At 52.9% G+C, this 19889-nt stretch carries 18 protein-coding genes; 12 read left to right on the top strand and 6 right to left on the bottom strand.

Annotated features, from left to right (window positions below):
• The first annotated feature begins 28 nt into the window (after positions 1–28).
• The 5 genes from prfC (at position 29) to ESM_RS0111525 (ending at position 4886) form a co-directional block, all read left to right on the top strand.
• Positions 29–1618: a peptide chain release factor 3 gene (gene prfC, locus ESM_RS0111545; RefSeq protein WP_000175960.1), complete on the top strand. Its 1590-nt coding sequence runs from the start codon at positions 29–31 to the stop codon at positions 1616–1618.
• A gap of 401 nt (positions 1619–2019) precedes the next feature.
• A complete protein-coding gene (osmY, locus tag ESM_RS0111540; protein WP_000178899.1) occupies positions 2020–2625 on the top strand; it encodes a molecular chaperone OsmY in 606 nt (201 codons plus the stop codon).
• Positions 2626–2751: 126 nt separating this feature from the next.
• Positions 2752–2913 (top strand): DUF1328 domain-containing protein, encoded by a 162-nt coding sequence (locus ESM_RS01000000124705; protein WP_000490275.1) that lies wholly within the window; start codon positions 2752–2754, stop codon positions 2911–2913.
• Between the two features lie 123 nt (positions 2914–3036).
• Entirely contained in the window at positions 3037–4110 is a 1074-nt protein-coding gene (locus ESM_RS0111530) for a patatin-like phospholipase family protein (protein ID WP_000531526.1), read from the top strand.
• Positions 4107–4886: a metal-dependent hydrolase gene (locus ESM_RS0111525; protein ID WP_000563020.1), complete on the top strand. Its 780-nt coding sequence runs from the start codon at positions 4107–4109 to the stop codon at positions 4884–4886. The genes ESM_RS0111530 and ESM_RS0111525 overlap by 4 nt, the downstream gene beginning before the upstream one ends.
• Positions 4887–4986: 100 nt before the next feature.
• On the opposite strand, the gene ESM_RS0111520 is transcribed toward ESM_RS0111525, so the two are convergent.
• Positions 4987–5850 (bottom strand): YjjW family glycine radical enzyme activase, encoded by an 864-nt coding sequence (locus tag ESM_RS0111520; RefSeq protein ID WP_001088424.1) that lies wholly within the window; start codon positions 5848–5850, stop codon positions 4987–4989.
• A complete protein-coding gene (locus ESM_RS0111515; RefSeq protein WP_001143195.1) occupies positions 5822–7372 on the bottom strand; it encodes a YjjI family glycine radical enzyme in 1551 nt (516 codons plus the stop codon). The genes ESM_RS0111520 and ESM_RS0111515 overlap by 29 nt, the downstream gene beginning before the upstream one ends.
• A gap of 257 nt (positions 7373–7629) precedes the next feature.
• Here ESM_RS0111515 and deoC point away from each other — a divergent pair, with 257 nt between their 5' ends.
• From deoC to deoD, 4 genes are all read left to right on the top strand, one after another.
• Complete coding sequence (gene deoC, locus ESM_RS0111505; RefSeq protein WP_001295412.1) at positions 7630–8409, top strand: deoxyribose-phosphate aldolase; 780 nt, start codon at positions 7630–7632, stop codon at positions 8407–8409.
• A gap of 225 nt (positions 8410–8634) precedes the next feature.
• On the top strand, positions 8635–9957 hold the full coding sequence (gene deoA / locus ESM_RS0111500; RefSeq protein ID WP_000477830.1) for a thymidine phosphorylase: 1323 nt from the start codon (positions 8635–8637) through the stop codon (positions 9955–9957).
• A gap of 51 nt (positions 9958–10008) precedes the next feature.
• Positions 10009–11232 carry a phosphopentomutase gene (gene deoB / locus ESM_RS0111495; RefSeq protein ID WP_000816460.1) on the top strand — a complete coding sequence of 408 codons (1224 nt, stop codon included), beginning with the start codon at positions 10009–10011 and terminating at the stop codon, positions 11230–11232.
• A 57-nt stretch (positions 11233–11289) separates the two neighbouring features.
• The gene (gene deoD / locus ESM_RS0111490) at positions 11290–12009 is read left to right on the top strand and encodes a purine-nucleoside phosphorylase (RefSeq protein ID WP_000224873.1); all 720 of its coding nucleotides are present in this window, start codon (positions 11290–11292) and stop codon (positions 12007–12009) included.
• A 160-nt stretch (positions 12010–12169) separates the two neighbouring features.
• Here deoD and ESM_RS0111485 read toward each other — a convergent pair whose 3' ends face one another.
• Genes ESM_RS0111485 through ESM_RS0111475 form a run of 3 tightly spaced genes read right to left on the bottom strand, consistent with a single transcriptional unit; the run spans position 12170 to position 14153 of the window.
• Positions 12170–12433: a helix-turn-helix domain-containing protein gene (locus tag ESM_RS0111485; protein ID WP_000566146.1), complete on the bottom strand. Its 264-nt coding sequence runs from the start codon at positions 12431–12433 to the stop codon at positions 12170–12172.
• Positions 12434–12464: 31 nt separating this feature from the next.
• Positions 12465–13481 (bottom strand): lipoate--protein ligase LplA, encoded by a 1017-nt coding sequence (gene lplA, locus ESM_RS0111480; RefSeq protein ID WP_001094692.1) that lies wholly within the window; start codon positions 13479–13481, stop codon positions 12465–12467.
• A 27-nt stretch (positions 13482–13508) separates the two neighbouring features.
• Complete coding sequence (locus ESM_RS0111475; RefSeq protein ID WP_000124620.1) at positions 13509–14153, bottom strand: YtjB family periplasmic protein; 645 nt, start codon at positions 14151–14153, stop codon at positions 13509–13511.
• 105 nt (positions 14154–14258) lie between these two features.
• Between ESM_RS0111475 and serB the strand changes: the two genes are divergently transcribed.
• From serB to nadR, 3 genes are read left to right on the top strand one after another with little or no spacing between them, the layout of a single operon-like run.
• Entirely contained in the window at positions 14259–15227 is a 969-nt protein-coding gene (gene serB, locus ESM_RS0111470) for a phosphoserine phosphatase (protein ID WP_001132950.1), read from the top strand.
• Between the two features lie 48 nt (positions 15228–15275).
• Positions 15276–16658: a DNA repair protein RadA gene (radA, locus tag ESM_RS0111465; RefSeq protein WP_001029699.1), complete on the top strand. Its 1383-nt coding sequence runs from the start codon at positions 15276–15278 to the stop codon at positions 16656–16658.
• Between the two features lie 20 nt (positions 16659–16678).
• The gene (gene nadR / locus ESM_RS0111460) at positions 16679–17911 is read left to right on the top strand and encodes a multifunctional transcriptional regulator/nicotinamide-nucleotide adenylyltransferase/ribosylnicotinamide kinase NadR (RefSeq protein ID WP_000093824.1); all 1233 of its coding nucleotides are present in this window, start codon (positions 16679–16681) and stop codon (positions 17909–17911) included.
• A gap of 120 nt (positions 17912–18031) precedes the next feature.
• Here the strand turns inward: nadR and ettA are convergent, their stop codons facing one another.
• Positions 18032–19699 (bottom strand): energy-dependent translational throttle protein EttA, encoded by a 1668-nt coding sequence (gene ettA, locus ESM_RS0111455; RefSeq protein ID WP_000046765.1) that lies wholly within the window; start codon positions 19697–19699, stop codon positions 18032–18034.
• Between the last annotated feature and the right edge of the window lie 190 nt (positions 19700–19889).

The following is a 19889-nucleotide window of genomic DNA, read 5'->3' as shown; positions in this document are numbered from 1 at the left end:
GATGCCGCTTACTCAAGAAGAAAGAATTATGACGTTGTCTCCTTATTTGCAAGAGGTGGCGAAGCGCCGCACTTTTGCCATTATTTCTCACCCGGACGCAGGTAAGACCACTATTACCGAGAAGGTGTTGCTGTTCGGACAGGCCATTCAGACCGCCGGTACAGTAAAAGGCCGTGGCTCTAACCAGCACGCGAAGTCGGACTGGATGGAGATGGAAAAGCAGCGTGGTATCTCTATTACCACTTCTGTGATGCAGTTCCCTTATAAGGATTGCCTGGTTAACCTGCTCGACACCCCGGGGCACGAAGACTTCTCGGAAGATACCTATCGTACACTGACTGCAGTGGACTGCTGCCTGATGGTGATCGACGCCGCAAAAGGTGTAGAAGATCGTACCCGCAAGCTGATGGAAGTTACCCGTCTGCGCGATACGCCGATCCTCACCTTTATGAACAAACTTGACCGTGATATCCGCGACCCGATGGAATTGCTCGATGAAGTTGAAAACGAGCTGAAAATCGGTTGTGCGCCGATCACCTGGCCGATTGGCTGCGGCAAGCTGTTTAAAGGCGTTTACCATCTTTATAAAGATGAAACGTATCTCTATCAGAGCGGTAAAGGTCACACCATTCAGGAAGTGCGCATTGTTAAAGGGCTGAACAACCCGGATCTCGATGCTGCTGTTGGTGAAGATCTGGCGCAACAACTGCGTGATGAACTGGAACTGGTGAAAGGCGCATCTAACGAGTTCGACAAAGAGCTGTTCCTTGCAGGTGAAATCACCCCGGTATTTTTTGGTACTGCGCTGGGTAACTTCGGCGTGGATCATATGCTGGACGGGCTGGTGGAGTGGGCGCCTGCGCCGATGTCGCGTCAGACAGATACTCGCACTGTAGAGGCGAGCGAAGACAAATTTACCGGCTTCGTATTTAAAATTCAGGCCAACATGGACCCGAAACACCGCGACCGCGTGGCGTTTATGCGAGTCGTGTCCGGTAAATATGAAAAAGGCATGAAACTGCGCCAGGTGCGTACCGCGAAAGACGTGGTGATTTCCGACGCATTGACCTTTATGGCGGGCGACCGTTCGCACGTTGAAGAAGCTTATCCGGGCGATATCCTTGGTCTGCACAACCACGGCACTATTCAGATTGGCGACACCTTTACCCAGGGCGAGATGATGAAGTTCACCGGTATTCCGAACTTCGCACCAGAACTGTTCCGCCGTATCCGCCTGAAAGATCCGCTGAAGCAAAAACAACTGCTCAAAGGGCTGGTACAGCTTTCCGAAGAGGGCGCGGTACAGGTGTTCCGTCCGCTCTCCAACAACGACCTGATCGTAGGTGCGGTTGGTGTGCTGCAGTTTGATGTGGTGGTATCGCGCCTGAAGAGCGAATACAACGTTGAAGCCGTGTACGAGTCGGTCAACGTTGCCACCGCCCGTTGGGTAGAATGTGCGGACGCGAAGAAATTCGAAGAGTTCAAGCGTAAGAACGAAAGCCAACTGGCGCTTGATGGCGGCGACAACCTCGCTTACATCGCTACCAGCATGGTGAACTTGCGCTTAGCGCAAGAGCGTTACCCGGATGTTCAGTTCCACCAGACTCGCGAACATTAATTCTTGCCTCAAGGGCGCGGCAACCGCTGCGCCCTGTCACTTTCCCTTCCTTATTAGCCGCTTGCGGAATGTTCTTAAAACATTCGCTTTTGCTTATGTTTGCGCGTTTTTTAGCCGATGCGGCGAGCGGTTTCAAAATTGTGATCTATATTTAACAAAGTGATGACATTTGTGACGGCTTTAAATACCGTTCAATTCGTGGATATCAGTATTTAAAACCGTTAAATGTCATTCGATTGATATTAATAACTGATCCAGAGGCTGTGATGGTCGTTATTCATCACTCATCGCTTTTGTGATGGCGACCATTGACTTCTGTACAGGGTGAAGTCTCTCCCTTTCAGCAATGCAACCTCGTGTTGCCAGGCTCAAATTATGAGCAAACATACAGGAATACATCGATGACTATGACAAAACTGAAGATTTCGAAAACGCTGCTGGCCGTAATGTTGACCTCTGCCGTGGCGACAGGCTCTGCTTTTGCGGAAAACAACGCGCAGACCACCAACGAAACCGCAGGGCAAAAAGTCGATAGCTCTATGAATAAAGTCGGTAATTTCATGGATGACAGCGCCATCACTGCGAAAGTGAAGGCGGCTCTGGTGGATCATGACAACATCAAAAGCACCGATATCTCTGTTAAAACCGATCAAAAAGTCGTGACTCTGAGCGGATTTGTTGAAAGCCAGGCACAGGCTGAAGAGGCCGTGAAAGTGGCTAAAGGAGTTGAGGGTGTGACCTCTGTCAGCGACAAACTGCATGTTCGCGACGCTAAAGAAGGCTCTGTGAAGGGTTACGCAGGTGATACCGCCACCACCAGTGAAATCAAAGCCAAACTGCTGGCAGACGATATCGTCCCTTCCCGTCATGTGAAAGTTGAAACCACCGACGGCGTGGTTCAGCTCTCCGGTACTGTTGATTCCCAGGCACAAAGCGACCGTGCTGAAAGTATCGCTAAAGCGGTAGATGGTGTGAAAAGCGTTAAAAATGATCTGAAAACTAAGTAATTCGTCGTAATTCGTCCTCCCGAACTTTGTCGGGAGGCGCGATGTGCACCACACTAAAAATATCGCATTGAGTGATTTGCACGCTCATATCAAGCGGTGACATTAACTATGGTAAAGGAGACGCTTATGTTTCGTTGGGGCATCATATTTCTGGTTATCGCGTTAATCGCCGCCGCACTTGGGTTTGGTGGTCTGGCCGGTACTGCTGCAGGTGCAGCAAAAATTGTCTTTGTCGTCGGGATTATTCTGTTCCTGGTGAGTTTGTTCATGGGCCGAAAACGACCCTAGATTTCAGACCATTAAGAAAATTTTATACAAAGCCAGTCCAGCGGACTGGCTTTTACGGTTTTAGCGAATAATAAATTGCGTTACTTTGTCAGTCTTTCACATTAAAAAAACAGGAAGGCAGAGGTGGGGCAGCGAATACCTGTAACGCTTGGTAATATTGCGCCGTTGTCGCTAAGGCCGTTCCAGCCCGGGCGTATTGCGCTGGTGTGCGAAGGCGGTGGGCAACGCGGAATCTTCACGGCTGGCGTGCTGGATGAGTTTATGCGCGCGCAGTTTAATCCTTTCGATCTTTATTTTGGCACGTCTGCCGGGGCGCAGAACCTTTCGGCGTATATTTGTAACCAGCCTGGTTACGCCCGCAAAGTCATCATGCGCTATACCACAAAACGCGAATTTTTCGATCCAGTGCGTTTTGTGCGTGGCGGAAATCTTATCGATCTGGACTGGCTGATAGAGGCGACGGCCAGCCAGATGCCGTTGCAGATGGATACCGCCGCGCGGCTGTTTGAGAGCGGCAAATCGTTTTATATGTGTGCCTGTCGTCAGGACGATTACACGCCGAACTACTTTTTGCCGACCAAACAAAACTGGCTGGATTTGATTCGCGCCTCAAGTGCGATTCCTGGTTTTTATCGCACCGGAGTTTCACTTGATGGAATTAACTATTTTGATGGTGGCGTCAGCGATGCGATCCCGGTTAAGGAAGCGGCAAGACAAGGAGCGAAAACGCTGGTGGTGATCCGCACTGTGCCGTCGCAAATGTATTACACACCGCAGTGGTTTAAACGCATGGAACGCTGGCTGGGCGACAGTAGCCTGCAACCGCTGGTGAATTTGGTGCAGCACCATGAAACCAGTTATCGTGACATCCAGCAATTTATTGAAAAACCACCGGGCAAGCTGCGGATATTCGAAATTTATCCGCCGAAGCCGCTGCATAGTATCGCCCTGGGAAGTCGGCTTCCGGCGCTGCGCGATGACTATAAACTCGGGCGTTTATGCGGTCGTTATTTTCTGGCAACCGTCGGTAAAATGCTAACCGAAAAAGCGCCGCTTACCCGCCATCTGGTGCCCGCGGCGACGCCTGAATCGATCGTCATTCCGCCTGCGCCAGTCGCCAACGATACGCTGGTTGCCGGGGTGAGTGACGCTCCGCAGGCGAATGACCCGACATTTAATAATGAGGATCTGGCTTGATTTGCCGTTTTATCGATACCCACTGTCATTTTGATTTTCCGCCGTTTCGTGGCGATGAAGAGTCCAGCCTGCAACGCGCGGCACAAGCGGGCGTAGGCAAGATCATTGTTCCGGCAACCGAGGCGGCAAACTTTGCCCGCGTGTTGGCGCTGGCGGAAAATTATCAACCGCTGTACGCCGCGTTAGGGCTACACCCAGGGATGTTGGATCAACACACCGATGAGTCGCTGGAACAGTTACAGCAGGCGCTGGAAAGACGTCCCGCAAAGGTGGTGGCAGTGGGGGAGATCGGTCTGGATCTCTTTGGCGATGATCCACAATTCGATCACCAACAGTGGTTGCTCGACGAACAACTGAAACTGGCGAAACGCTATGATCTGCCGGTGATCCTCCATTCGCGCCGTACTCATGACAAACTGGCGATGCACCTTAAACGCCACGATTTGCCACGCACTGGCGTAGTCCACGGTTTTTCCGGCAGCCTGCAACAGGCCGAACGGTTTGTACAATTGAACTACAAAATCGGTGTAGGCGGCACCATCACTTATCCACGCGCCAGTAAAACTCGCGATGTAATAGCGAAACTGCCACTGGCGTCGTTGTTACTGGAAACCGACGCGCCGGATATGCCGCTCAACGGTTTTCAGGGGCAGCCCAACCGCCCGGAACAGGCCGCCCGGGTGTTTGCCGTGCTGTGCGAGTTACGTCCGGAAGCAGAAGATGAGATTGCTGAAGCGTTACGTAATAACACATATGCGATGTTTAACGTGCCGTAGGACGGGTAAGGCGTTCACGCCGTATCTGGCAGTTGGCGCACAATGCCGGATGCGACGCTGACGCGTCTTGTCATGCCTACTGGCCTGTGCCACCGGCATGTCACAAATACAGCGCCGGAAATATCAATCGACTCACCTCACGCTCCTTTAACGCGCCAGCCAACTGCTCAACATCTTCCGGCGTGGCGCTCGGCCAGTTTTGCGCTTCTCCATACACACCGTGCGCATGAAACGCGTTCAGCCGTACAGGAACGTCACCAAGTTGCCTGATAAACGCTGCCAATTCATCAATATGCTGCAAATAATCCACCTGATTGGGGATTACCAGCAAACGCAGTTCCGCCAGTTTACCGCGCTCTGCAAGCAAACAGATGCTGTGCTTAATCTGTTGATTATCGCGTCCGGTTAACTGTTGATGGCAGGCGCTATCCCACGCTTTAAGATCGAGCATCGCGCCGTCGCACACCGGGAGTAATTTTTCCCAGCCGGTTTCGCTCAACATGCCGTTGCTGTCCACCAGACAGGTAAGGTGGTGCAGTTGTGGATCGCTTTTGATGGCAGTAAACAGTGCCACCACAAACGGGAGCTGGGTCGTGGCTTCGCCGCCGCTCACCGTTATCCCTTCGATAAACAGCACCACTTTGCGGATATGACTAAGCACTTCGTCCACACTCATCGATTGTGCCATCGGCGTGGCGTGTTGTGGGCACATCTTCAGGCAGGTATCGCACTGCTCACAGACCGCAACGCTCCACACCACTTTGCTGTCGACAATCTGCAACGCCTGATGTGGACACTGCGGCACGCACTCCCCGCAATCATTACAGCGCCCCATCGTCCACGGATTGTGGCAATTTTTGCAGCGCAGATTACAGCCCTGTAAAAACAGAGCCAGACGACTGCCTGGCCCGTCAACGCAGGAGAAGGGGATGATCTTACTGACTAAAGCGCATCTGCTGTTCATGGCTTATCACGCGCGGTTGGCGTTCCAGAATACGAGTGTTACGTGCAGCTTCTTCGCCCAGCCATGTGGTGTTGGTACGTGAGCCTTCGGCGCGATATTTTTCTAAATCTGACAAACGCACCATATAACCGGTAACACGAACCAAATCGTTACCGCTGACGTTGGCAGTAAATTCGCGCATTCCGGCTTTAAAGGCACCGAGGCAAAGCTGCACCAGTGCCTGCGGATTACGCTTGATGGTTTCGTCGAGCGTCAGAATGTCGCTGATCCCGGAGTAGTAATATGCATGATGTGGAGCGACGGTTTGCAGATGGGTGATCGGATCTGGCTCATCGCCATACGGCAAGCGCGCCCCCGGTGTGGTGCCAACATCAGAACTGATCCCCGACTGTGCGTGTAACATGGCGCGTTTTTGCCAGCCATATTTTACGGGAGTATTGGCGACAAACTCCGCCAGTTGCGCGCTGATGCGATAACCCACTTCATTTGCGGCGGCTTCTTTACCGTAGCGCGCGGCAATCCCTTCTTTCTCGCACAGCAAGTTAACCGCTTCTGCCAGCCCGTACATGCCAAACATCGGCACAAAACGTTCAGGATCAATCAACCCTTCTTTCACCAGGAAGCTATTCTCAAAGAAGTGTGATTGTTGATAGAGGAATTCACACCGCGCATCGATGATGGCGATCTGCTGCTGGCAGTAGTGCGGTAGAGTGCGCGTAAAAAAGTCATCCAGCGACTCACTACGTTCAGCAATGGCCTTCAGGTTAAGGCGCACCAGCGTGCTGCCACCACCGGCCAGCGGCAGTGAGTTGTAGCAGCTCACAATCCCGTAGCCCCCTTTTGTGAAAATTTTATCATGTACCGGACCGTTGGCGATGTGCGGTTTGCTACATTCACAGATGTTCTTCGCCACTTCCAGCAGCAGGTCATCAGGAGTGATTTCGGGATCGTAGATAAAGGTCAGATTCGGTGAAACCTGCTTCAACTCGGCATCTGCGCGCAGTATTGCACGAGTGATGGGGGAATCGAACGGGCCGATATTGGCGTGCATAAAGGCGTCTGGCAGGGTTCTGTCGAGATAACGCCAGAAACGTTTTATTCGAATATCAATCTCGTCCTGTGTTAGAATTTTCACATATGGTTGCAACAACGCATCCAATTGCCCAAGGTAGACCGGCATCGATGTGACTGACGGGACATGGTGATAAAGAATGGTCAGCAGGGAGAGCGCATCATCAAGATCTTTGGCGCCTTCCAGCTCCAGCCATTCAGAACCGTTGGCCAGAAAACGGGCGTAATCGGGTAAGACATAGCGCGGTTTGTACGGCGCATGACCTTCAAACATATCGCAGATTATACCTTCATCCAGCGCACGGCGGGCTTCGGCAGGCAGCTCCGGGTAAGGCAGATTGTTTTCTGCTTCCAGCGCCAGAAAATGGCGCTTCTGCTCCGGGCTAAGTACCGGGCTGGTGACAATTTGCTGGCAACGTTGTTGCAGTGCAATTTCATGAGAAGTGGGCATCTTCTTTTCCTTTTATGCCGAAGGTGATGCGCCATTGTAAGAAGTTTCGTGATGTTCACTTTGATCCTGATGCGTTTGCCGCCACTGACGCATTCATTTGAAAGTGAATTATTTGAACCAGATCGCATTACCGTAATGCAAATTTGTAAGTAGATTTTCTTAATTGTGATGTATATCGAAGTGCGTTGCGAAGTCGATGTTAGAATACTAACAAACTCGCAAGGTGAATTTTATTGGCGACAAGCCAGGAGAATGAAATGACTGATCTGAAAGCAAGCAGCCTGCGTGCACTGAAATTGATGGACCTGACTACCCTGAATGACGACGACACCGACGAGAAAGTGATCGCTCTGTGTCATCAGGCCAAAACTCCGGTCGGCAATACCGCCGCTATCTGTATCTATCCTCGCTTTATCCCAATTGCTCGCAAAACGCTGAAAGAGCAGGGTACCCCGGAAATCCGTATTGCTACGGTAACCAACTTCCCACACGGTAACGACGACATCGAAATCGCACTGGCAGAAACCCGTGCGGCAATTGCTTACGGTGCCGATGAAGTTGACGTGGTGTTCCCGTACCGCGCGCTGATGGCGGGTAACGAGCAGGTTGGTTTTGACCTGGTGAAAGCCTGTAAAGAGGCTTGCGCAGCGGCGAATGTGCTGCTGAAAGTGATCATCGAAACCGGTGAACTGAAAGACGAAGCGCTGATCCGCAAAGCGTCTGAAATCTCCATTAAAGCGGGTGCTGACTTCATCAAAACCTCTACCGGTAAAGTGGCAGTGAACGCGACGCCGGAAAGCGCGCGCATCATGATGGAAGTGATCCGTGATATGGGCGTAGAGAAAACCGTTGGTTTCAAACCGGCGGGCGGCGTGCGTACTGCGGAAGATGCGCAGAAATATCTCGCGATTGCCGATGAACTGTTCGGTGCTGACTGGGCAGATGCGCGTCACTATCGCTTTGGCGCTTCCAGCCTGCTGGCAAGCCTGCTGAAAGCGCTGGGTCACGGCGACGGTAAGAGCGCCAGCAGCTACTAAGCTGCCTTGTGCCAGAGGGTGGATGCCGGATGCCCCTGTAGGCCTGATAAGACGCGTCAGCGTCGCATCAGGCTGTCAGCAGTGATGCCGGATGCGGCGTGAACGCCTTATCCGGCCTACGGGGCGAGTGCCATGCAGGCTTGATAAGAAGCTGCCAGCATCAGGCAATAACAACATCCACCATCTGGCAACAACGCCTTCAAACTTATTCCACGGGAGGTTACCTTGTTTCTCGCACAAGAAATTATTCGTAAAAAACGTGATGGTCATGCGCTGAGCGATGAAGAAATTCGTTTCTTTATCAACGGCATTCGCGACAACACTATCTCCGAAGGGCAGATTGCCGCCCTCGCGATGACCATTTTCTTCCACGATATGACAATGCCGGAGCGTGTCTCGCTGACCATGGCGATGCGAGATTCAGGAACCGTTCTCGACTGGAAAAGCCTGCATCTGAATGGCCCGATTGTTGATAAACACTCCACCGGTGGCGTCGGTGATGTCACTTCGCTGATGCTTGGGCCAATGGTCGCTGCCTGCGGCGGCTACATTCCGATGATCTCCGGTCGTGGCCTCGGTCATACTGGCGGCACGCTCGACAAACTGGAGTCAATCCCTGGCTTCGATATCTTCCCGGATGACAACCGTTTCCGCGAAATCATTAAAGATGTTGGCGTAGCAATTATCGGCCAGACCAGCTCACTGGCTCCGGCGGATAAACGTTTCTACGCGACCCGCGACATTACCGCTACTGTTGACTCAATCCCGCTGATCACTGCCTCGATCCTGGCGAAGAAACTGGCGGAAGGTCTGGACGCACTGGTGATGGACGTGAAAGTGGGTAGCGGCGCGTTTATGCCGACCTATGAACTCTCTGAAGCCCTTGCCGAAGCGATTGTTGGCGTGGCAAATGGCGCAGGCGTACGCACCACCGCGCTGCTGACCGACATGAACCAGGTGCTGGCATCCAGCGCTGGTAACGCGGTCGAAGTGCGTGAAGCGGTACAGTTCCTGACAGGTGAATACCGTAACCCGCGACTGTTTGACGTCACAATGGCGCTGTGCGTGGAGATGCTTACCTCCGGCAAACTGGCGAAAGATGATGCCGAAGCGCGCGCGAAATTGCAGGCTGTGCTGGACAACGGTAAAGCGGCAGAAGTCTTCGGACGTATGGTAGCGGCACAAAAAGGCCCGACCGACTTCGTTGAGAACTACGCGAAGTATCTGCCGACAGCGATGCTGACGAAAGCAGTCTATGCTGATACCGAAGGTTTTGTCAGTGAAATGGATACTCGTGCGCTGGGGATGGCAGTGGTTGCGATGGGCGGTGGTCGCCGTCAGGCATCTGACACCATTGATTACAGCGTCGGCTTTACTGATATGGCGCGTCTGGGCGACCAGGTTGACGGTCAGCGCCCACTGGCGGTGATCCACGCGAAAGACGAAACCACCTGGCAGGAAGCGGCGAAAGCGGTGAAAGCGGCAATTAAACTTGCCGATAAAGCCCCGGAAAGCACCCCAACTGTCTATCGTCGTATCAGTGAATAACGGTATACTGATCTGATCATTTAAATTTGAAGCACTGAGTACGGAGAACATATGAAACGTGCATTTATTATGGTGCTGGACTCATTCGGCATCGGCGCTACAGAAGATGCAGAACGCTTTGGTGACGTCGGGGCTGACACCCTGGGTCATATCGCAGAAGCTTGTGCCAAAGGCGAAGCTGACCACGGTCGTAAAGGTCCGCTCAATCTGCCAAATCTGACCCGTCTGGGGCTGGCGAAAGCACACGAAGGTTCTACCGGTTTCATTCCGGCAGGAATGGACGGCAACGCTGAAGTTATTGGCGCGTATGCATGGGCGCACGAAATGTCATCCGGTAAAGATACCCCGTCGGGGCACTGGGAAATCGCCGGTGTACCGGTTCTGTTTGAGTGGGGATACTTCTCCGATCACGAAAACAGCTTCCCGCAAGAACTGCTGGATAAACTGGTTGAACGCGCTAACCTGCCGGGTTACCTCGGTAACTGCCACTCTTCTGGTACGGTCATTCTGGATCAACTGGGCGAAGAGCACATGAAAACCGGCAAGCCGATTTTCTATACCTCCGCTGACTCAGTGTTCCAGATTGCCTGCCACGAAGAAACGTTTGGTCTGGATAAACTCTACGAACTGTGCGAAATCGCCCGTGAAGAGCTGACCAACGGCGGCTACAACATCGGTCGCGTTATTGCCCGTCCGTTTATCGGTGACAAAGCCGGTAACTTCCAGCGTACTGGCAACCGCCACGACCTGGCAGTTGAACCGCCAGCACCGACCGTGCTGCAAAAACTGGTTGATGAAAAACACGGCCAGGTTGTTTCTGTGGGTAAAATTGCTGACATCTATGCTAACTGCGGTATCACCAAGAAAGTGAAAGCGACCGGCCTGGATGCGCTGTTTGACGCCACCATCAAAGAGATGAAGGAAGCGGGTGATAACACCATCGTCTTCACCAACTTTGTTGACTTTGACTCTTCCTGGGGCCACCGTCGCGACGTCGCCGGTTATGCTGCGGGTCTGGAACTGTTCGACCGCCGTCTGCCGGAACTGATGTCTCTGCTGCGCGACGACGACATCCTGATCCTCACCGCCGACCACGGTTGTGACCCGACCTGGACCGGTACTGACCACACGCGTGAACACATTCCGGTACTGGTTTACGGCCCGAAAGTGAAACCGGGGTCGCTGGGGCACCGCGAAACCTTCGCAGATATCGGTCAGACTCTGGCAAAATATTTTGGTACTTCTGATATGGAATATGGCAAAGCCATGTTCTGATGGATTTGGGCGGAGCAGCGGCTCCGCCCTTGATATTGTCACAAAAAGGATAAAACAATGGCTACCCCACACATTAATGCAGAAATGGGCGATTTCGCTGACGTAGTTTTGATGCCAGGCGACCCACTGCGTGCGAAGTATATTGCTGAAAATTTCCTTGAAGATGTCCGTGAAGTGAACAACGTTCGCGGCATGCTGGGCTTCACCGGTACTTACAAAGGCCGCAAAATTTCCGTAATGGGTCATGGTATGGGTATCCCGTCCTGCTCCATCTACACCAAAGAACTGATCACCGATTTCGGCGTGAAGAAAATTATCCGCGTAGGTTCCTGTGGTGCAGTTCTGCCGCACGTAAAACTGCGTGATGTAGTTATCGGTATGGGTGCCTGCACCGATTCCAAAGTTAACCGCATCCGTTTTAAAGACCATGATTTTGCAGCTATCGCTGATTTCGACATGGTGCGTAACGCAGTAGACGCAGCTAAAGCACTGGGCGTTGATGCACGTGTTGGTAACCTGTTCTCCGCTGACCTGTTCTACTCTCCGGACGGCGAAATGTTCGATGTGATGGAAAAATACGGCATCCTCGGCGTGGAAATGGAAGCGGCAGGTATCTACGGTGTGGCTGCAGAATTTGGTGCGAAAGCACTGGCTATCTGCACCGTGTCTGACCACATCCGCACTCACGAGCAGACCACTGCCGAAGAGCGTCAGACCACCTTCAACGACATGATCAAAATCGCACTGGAATCTGTTCTTCTGGGCGATAAAGAGTAATGGTGTTTCGCTGAAAGGCGATTGTCATGTTAAGCCGGAACGGGAGACCGCTCCGGTTTTTTAGTATCTATTTATCAATAGCAACTGATTTATAGATTTACTATTATTTTTCATATGGATAGAAAATAAAATCCATTCAAGTATCAATTCACGAATCTATTCATTTATGTTCAGCCGTCACCCAGTAAGGGCATATCAGTAACTCTGGTGGACAACCATAAATTCCTGCCATTTTGCTTTTGATGTTTGAGCTAAGCCGTTCCGTCTTTTCGATTCGTTTTAGAGTATTAATCGAGATACCTAACATTTTACTTACTTCAGCAAGTGATAGTTTATGCCTGATACGCACGGCGGTTAGCCAGGATATACCCTGGCTGAACATTAAATTGATAATCTCCCGTTCCTGGTTTTCCAGATCGATCATATTTCCTTCCCTGGATATTTTAATCAGCGAGTTACCTTACCGCCCCTGCCATCCACGCCGACAACTCCCGTAGCTCTTTTTCCTGTTCCGGGAAGTCAACCAGCAGCGCTTCGCACTCCTGTTGCAGCATATCCGCGCGGTACAGACAGCCTTGCAGTCGCCCGGCGAGGGCTTCCAGCGGCGCGGGGTTGAGGCTGTCGGTAAACACCTGGGCGCGGGTGATATGGCCTTTTTCAACGTCGAAATGCAGTTCCACGCCGCCCCAGGTAAAGCGTTCATCCAGCAGATGCGAAAACGCCGGAGCCTGACCGAAGTTCCACTCCCAGCTACTCTGGCGGGCAAAGGTTTCGATGAAGTTTGGCAAGTCTGGCGTTTTGTCCGGGGAGATGATTTCCGCTGCTACGCGCTCGCCATAATGGGCGAAAAAGGCCTCGGTTATGGCCTCGCAAACATGCTCATGGGTAATTCCCGGTAGCAATTCGGTCAGATTGGTCACGCGGGAACGTACCGATGTGATGCCTTTCGCCGCCAGTTTCTTTTTATCCGGGTTGAGGTAGTTTGCCAGGCGACTCAGGTCGGCATTGAGCAGCAAAGTGCCGTGGTGGAAGCCGCGATCTTTGGTTTCGCGATAGGCCGAGCCAGAGACTTTACGGTCTCCCTCGGTTGTTTTCACCACCAGATCGTTACGTCCGGAGGCTTCGGCGCTGACGCCGAGCGCGTTCAGTGCATTGAGTACAATTGACGTAGAGATGGTTTTATCGTACTCCGGCTTGCCAGCCATAAAGGTAAAGCAGGTATTACCGAGATCGTGGAACACCGCGCCGCCGCCACTACTGCGCCGCGCCAGGCGGACATTATCTTCTTCCATCCGCCGGGTATTACACTCTTTCCACGGGTTTTGTGCGCGGCCAATCACTACCGTGTCGGCGTTACGCCAGAGAAACAGAACGCGCTGCGTGGCGGGCATCTGGCGAAAAATACACTCTTCCACCGCCAGGTTAAACCACGGGTCGTAAGAGTCAGAGATAAGCAGGCGTAATGTATTCATAACGATTTCCTTTCTTGTTGTAATGGGTCACTCTTTTTTCTCGCCTTCTTCCTCTTCCGGCACCGGTTTGCTGGCGGTTAGCAGGAAGGGCGATTGTTGCCAGCGGGTGCGCTTACCCTGTAATAGCGTGCGGGTCAGCACCACGCCGATTGCCAGCGAGAGCAGCAGCATCAGGCGTAAAATGTTGGTGGTGTTATCCACCTGTTTGGCTTCGGTGGCGAGTGTGTGGGTGTCGAGCGTCAGGCGCAGATAGCCGAGCGGACCATTTTTCCCCGCAATGGGTTCGACAATTTGCTGGTTAAAATAGCCACCTGCTTTTTTACCGTCGAGTGCCAGACGGTCGCGTACTTCTACGCTTTCGCCTGCGCGGGCAATAAGATCGCCTTGTTCGTCATATACGCCTGCGTCAAGGATGCGGCTTTCATCTGTTAACTGGTTGAGTATTGACTGAATGCGCTTTTCATCCGGCGAGTCGGTACGCATCAGCGGCGCAACGTTCAGCGTCACCTGACGTGCCAGGGTGCGGGCCAGCTCTTCAAGCTGCGGATTACGCTGGCGCTGGTGGTTTTGACTGAACCAGGAAGCACCTTGCATCAACGCGACCAACAAAGCGAGACAGAACAGGACAATCACTGCCCGATGCAGCCGGAATTTTAGTTTTGTGCGAGCCATATTCCACCCGTTGAAAATTTGAGACTTAATGTTGCCAGAAGCAATGGATACAAGGTAGCCTCATGCGTTATTTTCCCTGCTTCGAACGATTTTACAGGAGCCTTAATGCCTAACATTACCTGGTGCGACCTGCCTGAAGATGTCTCTTTATGGCCAGGTCTGCCTCTTTCATTAAGTGGTGATGAAGTGATGCCACTGGATTACCACGCAGGTCGTAGCGGCTGGCTGCTGTATGGTCGTGGGCTGGATAAACAACGACTGACCCAGTATCAGAGCAAACTGGGCGCGGCGATGGTGATTGTTGCCGCCTGGTGCGTGGAAGATTATCAGGTGATTCGTCTGGCAGGTTCGCTCACCGCGCGTGCTACGCGCCTGGCCCATGAAGCACAACTGGATGTCGCGCCACTGGGGAAAATTCCACATTTGCGTACGCCGGGGCTGCTGGTAATGGACATGGACTCTACAGCCATCCAGATTGAATGTATTGATGAGATCGCCAAACTGGCCGGGACAGGTGAGATGGTGGCGGAAGTGACCGAACGGGCGATGCGCGGAGAACTCGATTTTACCGCCAGCCTGCGTAGCCGCGTGGCGACGCTGAAAGGCGCTGATGCGAACATTTTGCTTCAGGTTCGGGAAAATCTGCCGTTGATGCCAGGCTTAACGCAACTGGTGCTGAAGCTGGAAACGCTGGGCTGGAAAGTGGCAATTGCCTCCGGTGGCTTTACCTTCTTTGCCGAATATCTGCGTGACAAACTGCGACTCACTGCCGTGGTAGCCAATGAACTGGAGATCATGGACGGTAAATTTACCGGCAATGTGATCGGTGACATCGTCGATGCACAGTACAAAGCGAAAACCCTGACCCGTCTGGCGCAGGAGTATGAAATCCCACTGGCGCAGACCGTGGCGATTGGCGATGGTGCCAACGACCTGCCGATGATCAAAGCGGCAGGGCTGGGGATTGCCTACCATGCCAAACCAAAAGTGAATGAAAAGACGGAAGTCACCATCCGTCACGCTGATCTGATGGGAGTGTTCTGCATCCTCTCTGGCAGCCTGAATCAGAAGTAATTGCCCGCCCGTCATCCTGCGGGCGGCACAGCATTAACGAGGTACACCGTGGCAAAAGCTCCAAAACGCGCCTTTGTTTGTAATGAATGCGGGGCCGATTATCCGCGCTGGCAGGGGCAGTGCAGTGCCTGTCATGCCTGGAACACCATCACCGAGGTGCGTCTTGCTGCGTCGCCAACGGTGGCGCGTAACGAGCGTCTCAGTGGCTATGCCGGTAGCGCCGGGGTGGCAAAGGTCCAGAAACTCTCCGATATCAGCCTTGAAGAGCTGCCGCGTTTTTCAACCGGATTTAAAGAGTTTGACCGCGTATTAGGCGGCGGCGTGGTGCCGGGAAGCGCCATTCTGATTGGCGGTAACCCAGGTGCCGGGAAATCCACGCTGTTGCTGCAAACGCTGTGCAAACTGGCCCAGCAGATGAAAACGCTGTATGTCACCGGCGAAGAGTCGCTGCAACAGGTGGCAATGCGCGCTCATCGCCTTGGCCTGCCGACTGACAATCTCAATATGTTGTCGGAAACCAGCATCGAGCAGATCTGCCTGATTGCCGAAGAAGAGCAACCGAAGCTGATGGTAATTGACTCCATCCAGGTGATGCATATGGCGGATGTACAGTCATCGCCTGGCAGCGTGGCGCAGGTGCGTGAAACGGCAGCTTACCTGACGCGCTTCGCCAAAACGCGCGGGGTGGCAATCGTCATGGTTGGTCACGTAACCAAAGATGGTTCGCTGGCTGGCCCTAAAGTGCTGGAACACTGTATTGACTGTTCGGTGCTGCTGGACGGCGATGCTGATTCCCGTTTTCGCACCTTACGCAGCCATAAAAACCGCTTCGGCGCGGTAAATGAGCTGGGCGTATTCGCGATGACTGAACAGGGGCTACGCGAAGTCAGCAACCCTTCAGCAATCTTCTTAAGTCGTGGCGATGAAGTGACGTCCGGCAGTTCAGTGATGGTTGTGTGGGAAGGAACGCGTCCGCTGCTGGTGGAGATTCAGGCGCTGGTCGATCACTCGATGATGGCGAATCCACGCCGCGTGGCGGTGGGGCTGGAACAAAACCGTCTGGCAATCCTGCTGGCGGTGCTGCACCGTCACGGTGGTCTGCAAATGGCCGATCAGGATGTGTTTGTAAACGTGGTCGGCGGCGTGAAGGTGACTGAAACCAGCGCCGACTTAGCGTTACTGCTGGCGATGGTTTCCAGCCTGCGTGACAGACCGCTGCCGCAGGATCTGGTTGTGTTTGGTGAAGTTGGGCTGGCAGGAGAGATCCGCCCGGTGCCCAGCGGTCAGGAGCGAATTTCAGAAGCGGCGAAACACGGCTTTCGGCGGGCGATTGTACCGGCGGCCAACGTACCGAAAAAAGTGCCGGAAGGGATGCAGATTTTTGGCGTTAAAAAACTCTCCGACGCGCTTAGCGTGTTCGACGACTTATAATGAGAGATACGGAGGGAGATATGTCGTCATTTGATTACCTGAAAACTGCCATCAAGCAACAGGGCTGCACGCTACAGCAGGTGGCCGATGCCAGCGGTATGACCAAAGGGTATTTAAGCCAGTTACTGAATGCCAAAATTAAAAGCCCCAGCGCGCAAAAGCTGGAGGCGTTGCACCGTTTCCTCGGGCTGGAATTTCCCCGGCAGAAGAAAACCATCGGTGTCGTATTCGGTAAATTTTATCCGCTACATACCGGACATATCTATCTTATCCAGCGTGCCTGTAGTCAGGTTGATGAGCTGCATATCATTATGGGGTTTGACGACACCCGTGACCGCGCGTTGTTTGAAGATAGCGCCATGTCGCAGCAACCAACGGTGCCGGATCGTCTGCGCTGGTTATTGCAAACTTTTAAATATCAGAAAAATATCCGCATTCATTCCTTCAATGAAGAGGGCATGGAACCGTATCCGCACGGATGGGATGTGTGGAGCAACGGCATCAAAAAGTTTATGGCCGAAAAGGGCATTCAGCCGGATCTGATCTACACCTCGGAAGAAGCCGACGCGCCGCAGTATATGGAACATCTGGGGATCGAAACGGTGCTGATCGATCCGAAACGCACCTTTATGAGTATCAGTGGTGCGCAGATCCGCGAAAACCCGTTCCGCTACTGGGAATATATTCCTACCGAAGTGAAGCCGTTCTTTGTGCGTACTGTAGCGATCCTCGGTGGCGAGTCGAGCGGTAAATCCACTCTGGTAAATAAACTCGCTAACATTTTCAACACCACCAGTGCGTGGGAGTTTGGTCGTGATTATGTTTTTTCGCATCTTGGCGGTGACGAGATTGCGTTACAGTATTCTGACTACGATAAAATCGCGCTGGGACACGCACAATATATTGATTTTGCAGTGAAATACGCCAATAAAGTGGCGTTTATCGACACCGATTTTGTCACTACTCAGGCGTTCTGCAAAAAGTACGAAGGGCGTGAGCATCCGTTCGTGCAGGCGCTGATTGATGAATACCGTTTTGATCTGGTGATCCTGCTTGAGAATAACACCCCGTGGGTGGCGGATGGTTTACGTAGCCTTGGCAGTTCGGTGGATCGCAAAGAGTTCCAGAACCTGCTGGTGGAGATGCTCGAAGAGAACAATATCGAATTCGTGCGGGTCGAAGAGGACGATTACGACAGCCGTTTCCTGCGTTGTGTGGAGCTGGTGCGGGAGATGATGGGGGAGCAGGGATAAGACCCAATGCCTGATGAGACGCTTACCGCGTCTTATCAGGCCTGGAGTTTCACAACGTATTGAAATCGCTGTGTTTGTAGGCCGGATAAGGCGTTCACGCCGCACCCGGCATTTTACGCATTACTTCGCAATACGCTTGTACTTGATACGCTTCGGCTCCAGCGCGTCTGCGCCCAGCGTGCGTTTCTTGTACTCTTCGTACTCGGTAAAGTTACCTTCGAAGAACTCAACCTTACCTTCATCCTGGTAATCCAGAATGTGCGTGGCAATACGGTCGAGGAACCAACGGTCGTGCGAGATAACCATCGCGCAGCCAGGGAACTCCAGCAGGGCGTTTTCCAGCGCGCGCAGGGTTTCGATATCCAGATCGTTGGTCGGTTCGTCGAGCAGCAACATGTTGCCGCCAACCTGCAGCAGCTTCGCCAGATGCAGACGACCACGCTCACCGCCGGAGAGTTCGCCAACACGTTTACCCTGATCAACCCCTTTAAAGTTAAAGCGGCCAACGTAGGCGCGGCTTGGCATCTCGGTGTTACCGATCTTCATGATATCCAGCCCGCCGGAAACTTCTTCCCAAACGGTTTTGCTGTTATCCATTGAGTCACGGAACTGATCAACCGACGCCAGTTTCACCGTTTCACCTAAAGTGATGGTGCCGCTGTCCGGCTGTTCCTGACCGGAGATCATGCGGAACAGGGTCGATTTACCCGCACCGTTCGGCCCGATGATCCCGACGATCGCCCCTTTCGGGATCGAGAAGGTCAGATCATCAATCAGCAGGCGATCGCCGTAGGATTTACGCAGATTGCTGACTTCCAACACTTTATCGCCCAGACGTGGTCCAGGTGGAATAAACAGTTCGTTGGTTTCGTTACGTTTCTGGTATTCGGTGCTGTTCAGCTCTTCAAAGCGTGCCAGACGTGCTTTACCTTTCGACTGACGGCCTTTCGTGCCCTGACGTACCCACTCCAGCTCTTTTTCAATCGACTTACGACGCGCCGCTTCTTGCGAAGCTTCCTGCGCCAGACGCTGATCTTTTTGCTCCAGCCAGGAGGAGTAGTTACCTTCCCACGGAATACCTTCACCGCGGTCAAGTTCGAGGATCCAGCCCGCGACGTTATCGAGGAAGTAACGGTCGTGGGTAATCGCCACAACGGTCCCTTCGAAGTCATGCAGGAAGCGTTCCAGCCACGCTACGGATTCCGCATCCAGGTGGTTGGTCGGTTCGTCGAGCAGCAGCATGTCTGGTTTTTCCAGCAGCAGGCGGCACAACGCTACGCGACGACGCTCACCACCGGAGAGGTTAGCAATTTTCGCGTCCCAGTCCGGCAGACGCAGCGCATCCGCCGCACGCTCCAACTGAACATTCAGGTTGTGACCGTCGTGAGCCTGGATGATCTCTTCCAGACGGCCTTGCTCTGCGGCCAGCTTGTCAAAGTCTGCATCTGGATCGGCGTACAGCGCATACACTTCGTCCAGACGTTTCAGGGCATTAACTACTTCGGAAACCGCTTCTTCGACGGACTCACGTACAGTGTGTTCCGGGTTTAGCTGCGGTTCCTGCGGCAGATAGCCAATCTTGATATCTGGTTGTGGACGCGCTTCACCTTCGATGTCTTTATCAATGCCCGCCATAATGCGTAGCAGGGTAGACTTACCCGCGCCGTTCAGACCCAGAACGCCGATTTTTGCCCCGGGGAAGAAACTCAGAGAGATGTTTTTCAAAATATGACGTTTCGGCGGAACAACTTTGCCGACACGATGCATGGTATAAACGAATTGAGCCACGTTGGACTTCGCCTCTATGTTTATCGTGATGATGAGTTTTCAAAGGCGAAGTGTAGCCTGTTTCCCTGCCTAATCCCAGCCGGTCGATCACCCTCGCAGTAAAAGTAAAAAAGTGTCCATAACGTGGCGGAAACGGCAATGACTGGTTAGCATAAATCTATTACGCGGCATGACGCTGCATTGATGTATT

This window comes from Escherichia sp. TW09308 (assembly GCF_000208565.1).
Taxonomy (GTDB): domain Bacteria; phylum Pseudomonadota; class Gammaproteobacteria; order Enterobacterales; family Enterobacteriaceae; genus Escherichia; species Escherichia marmotae.
Note: the sequence above shows the minus strand (reverse complement) of the source record. Positions and strands in the feature narration are given on the sequence as shown.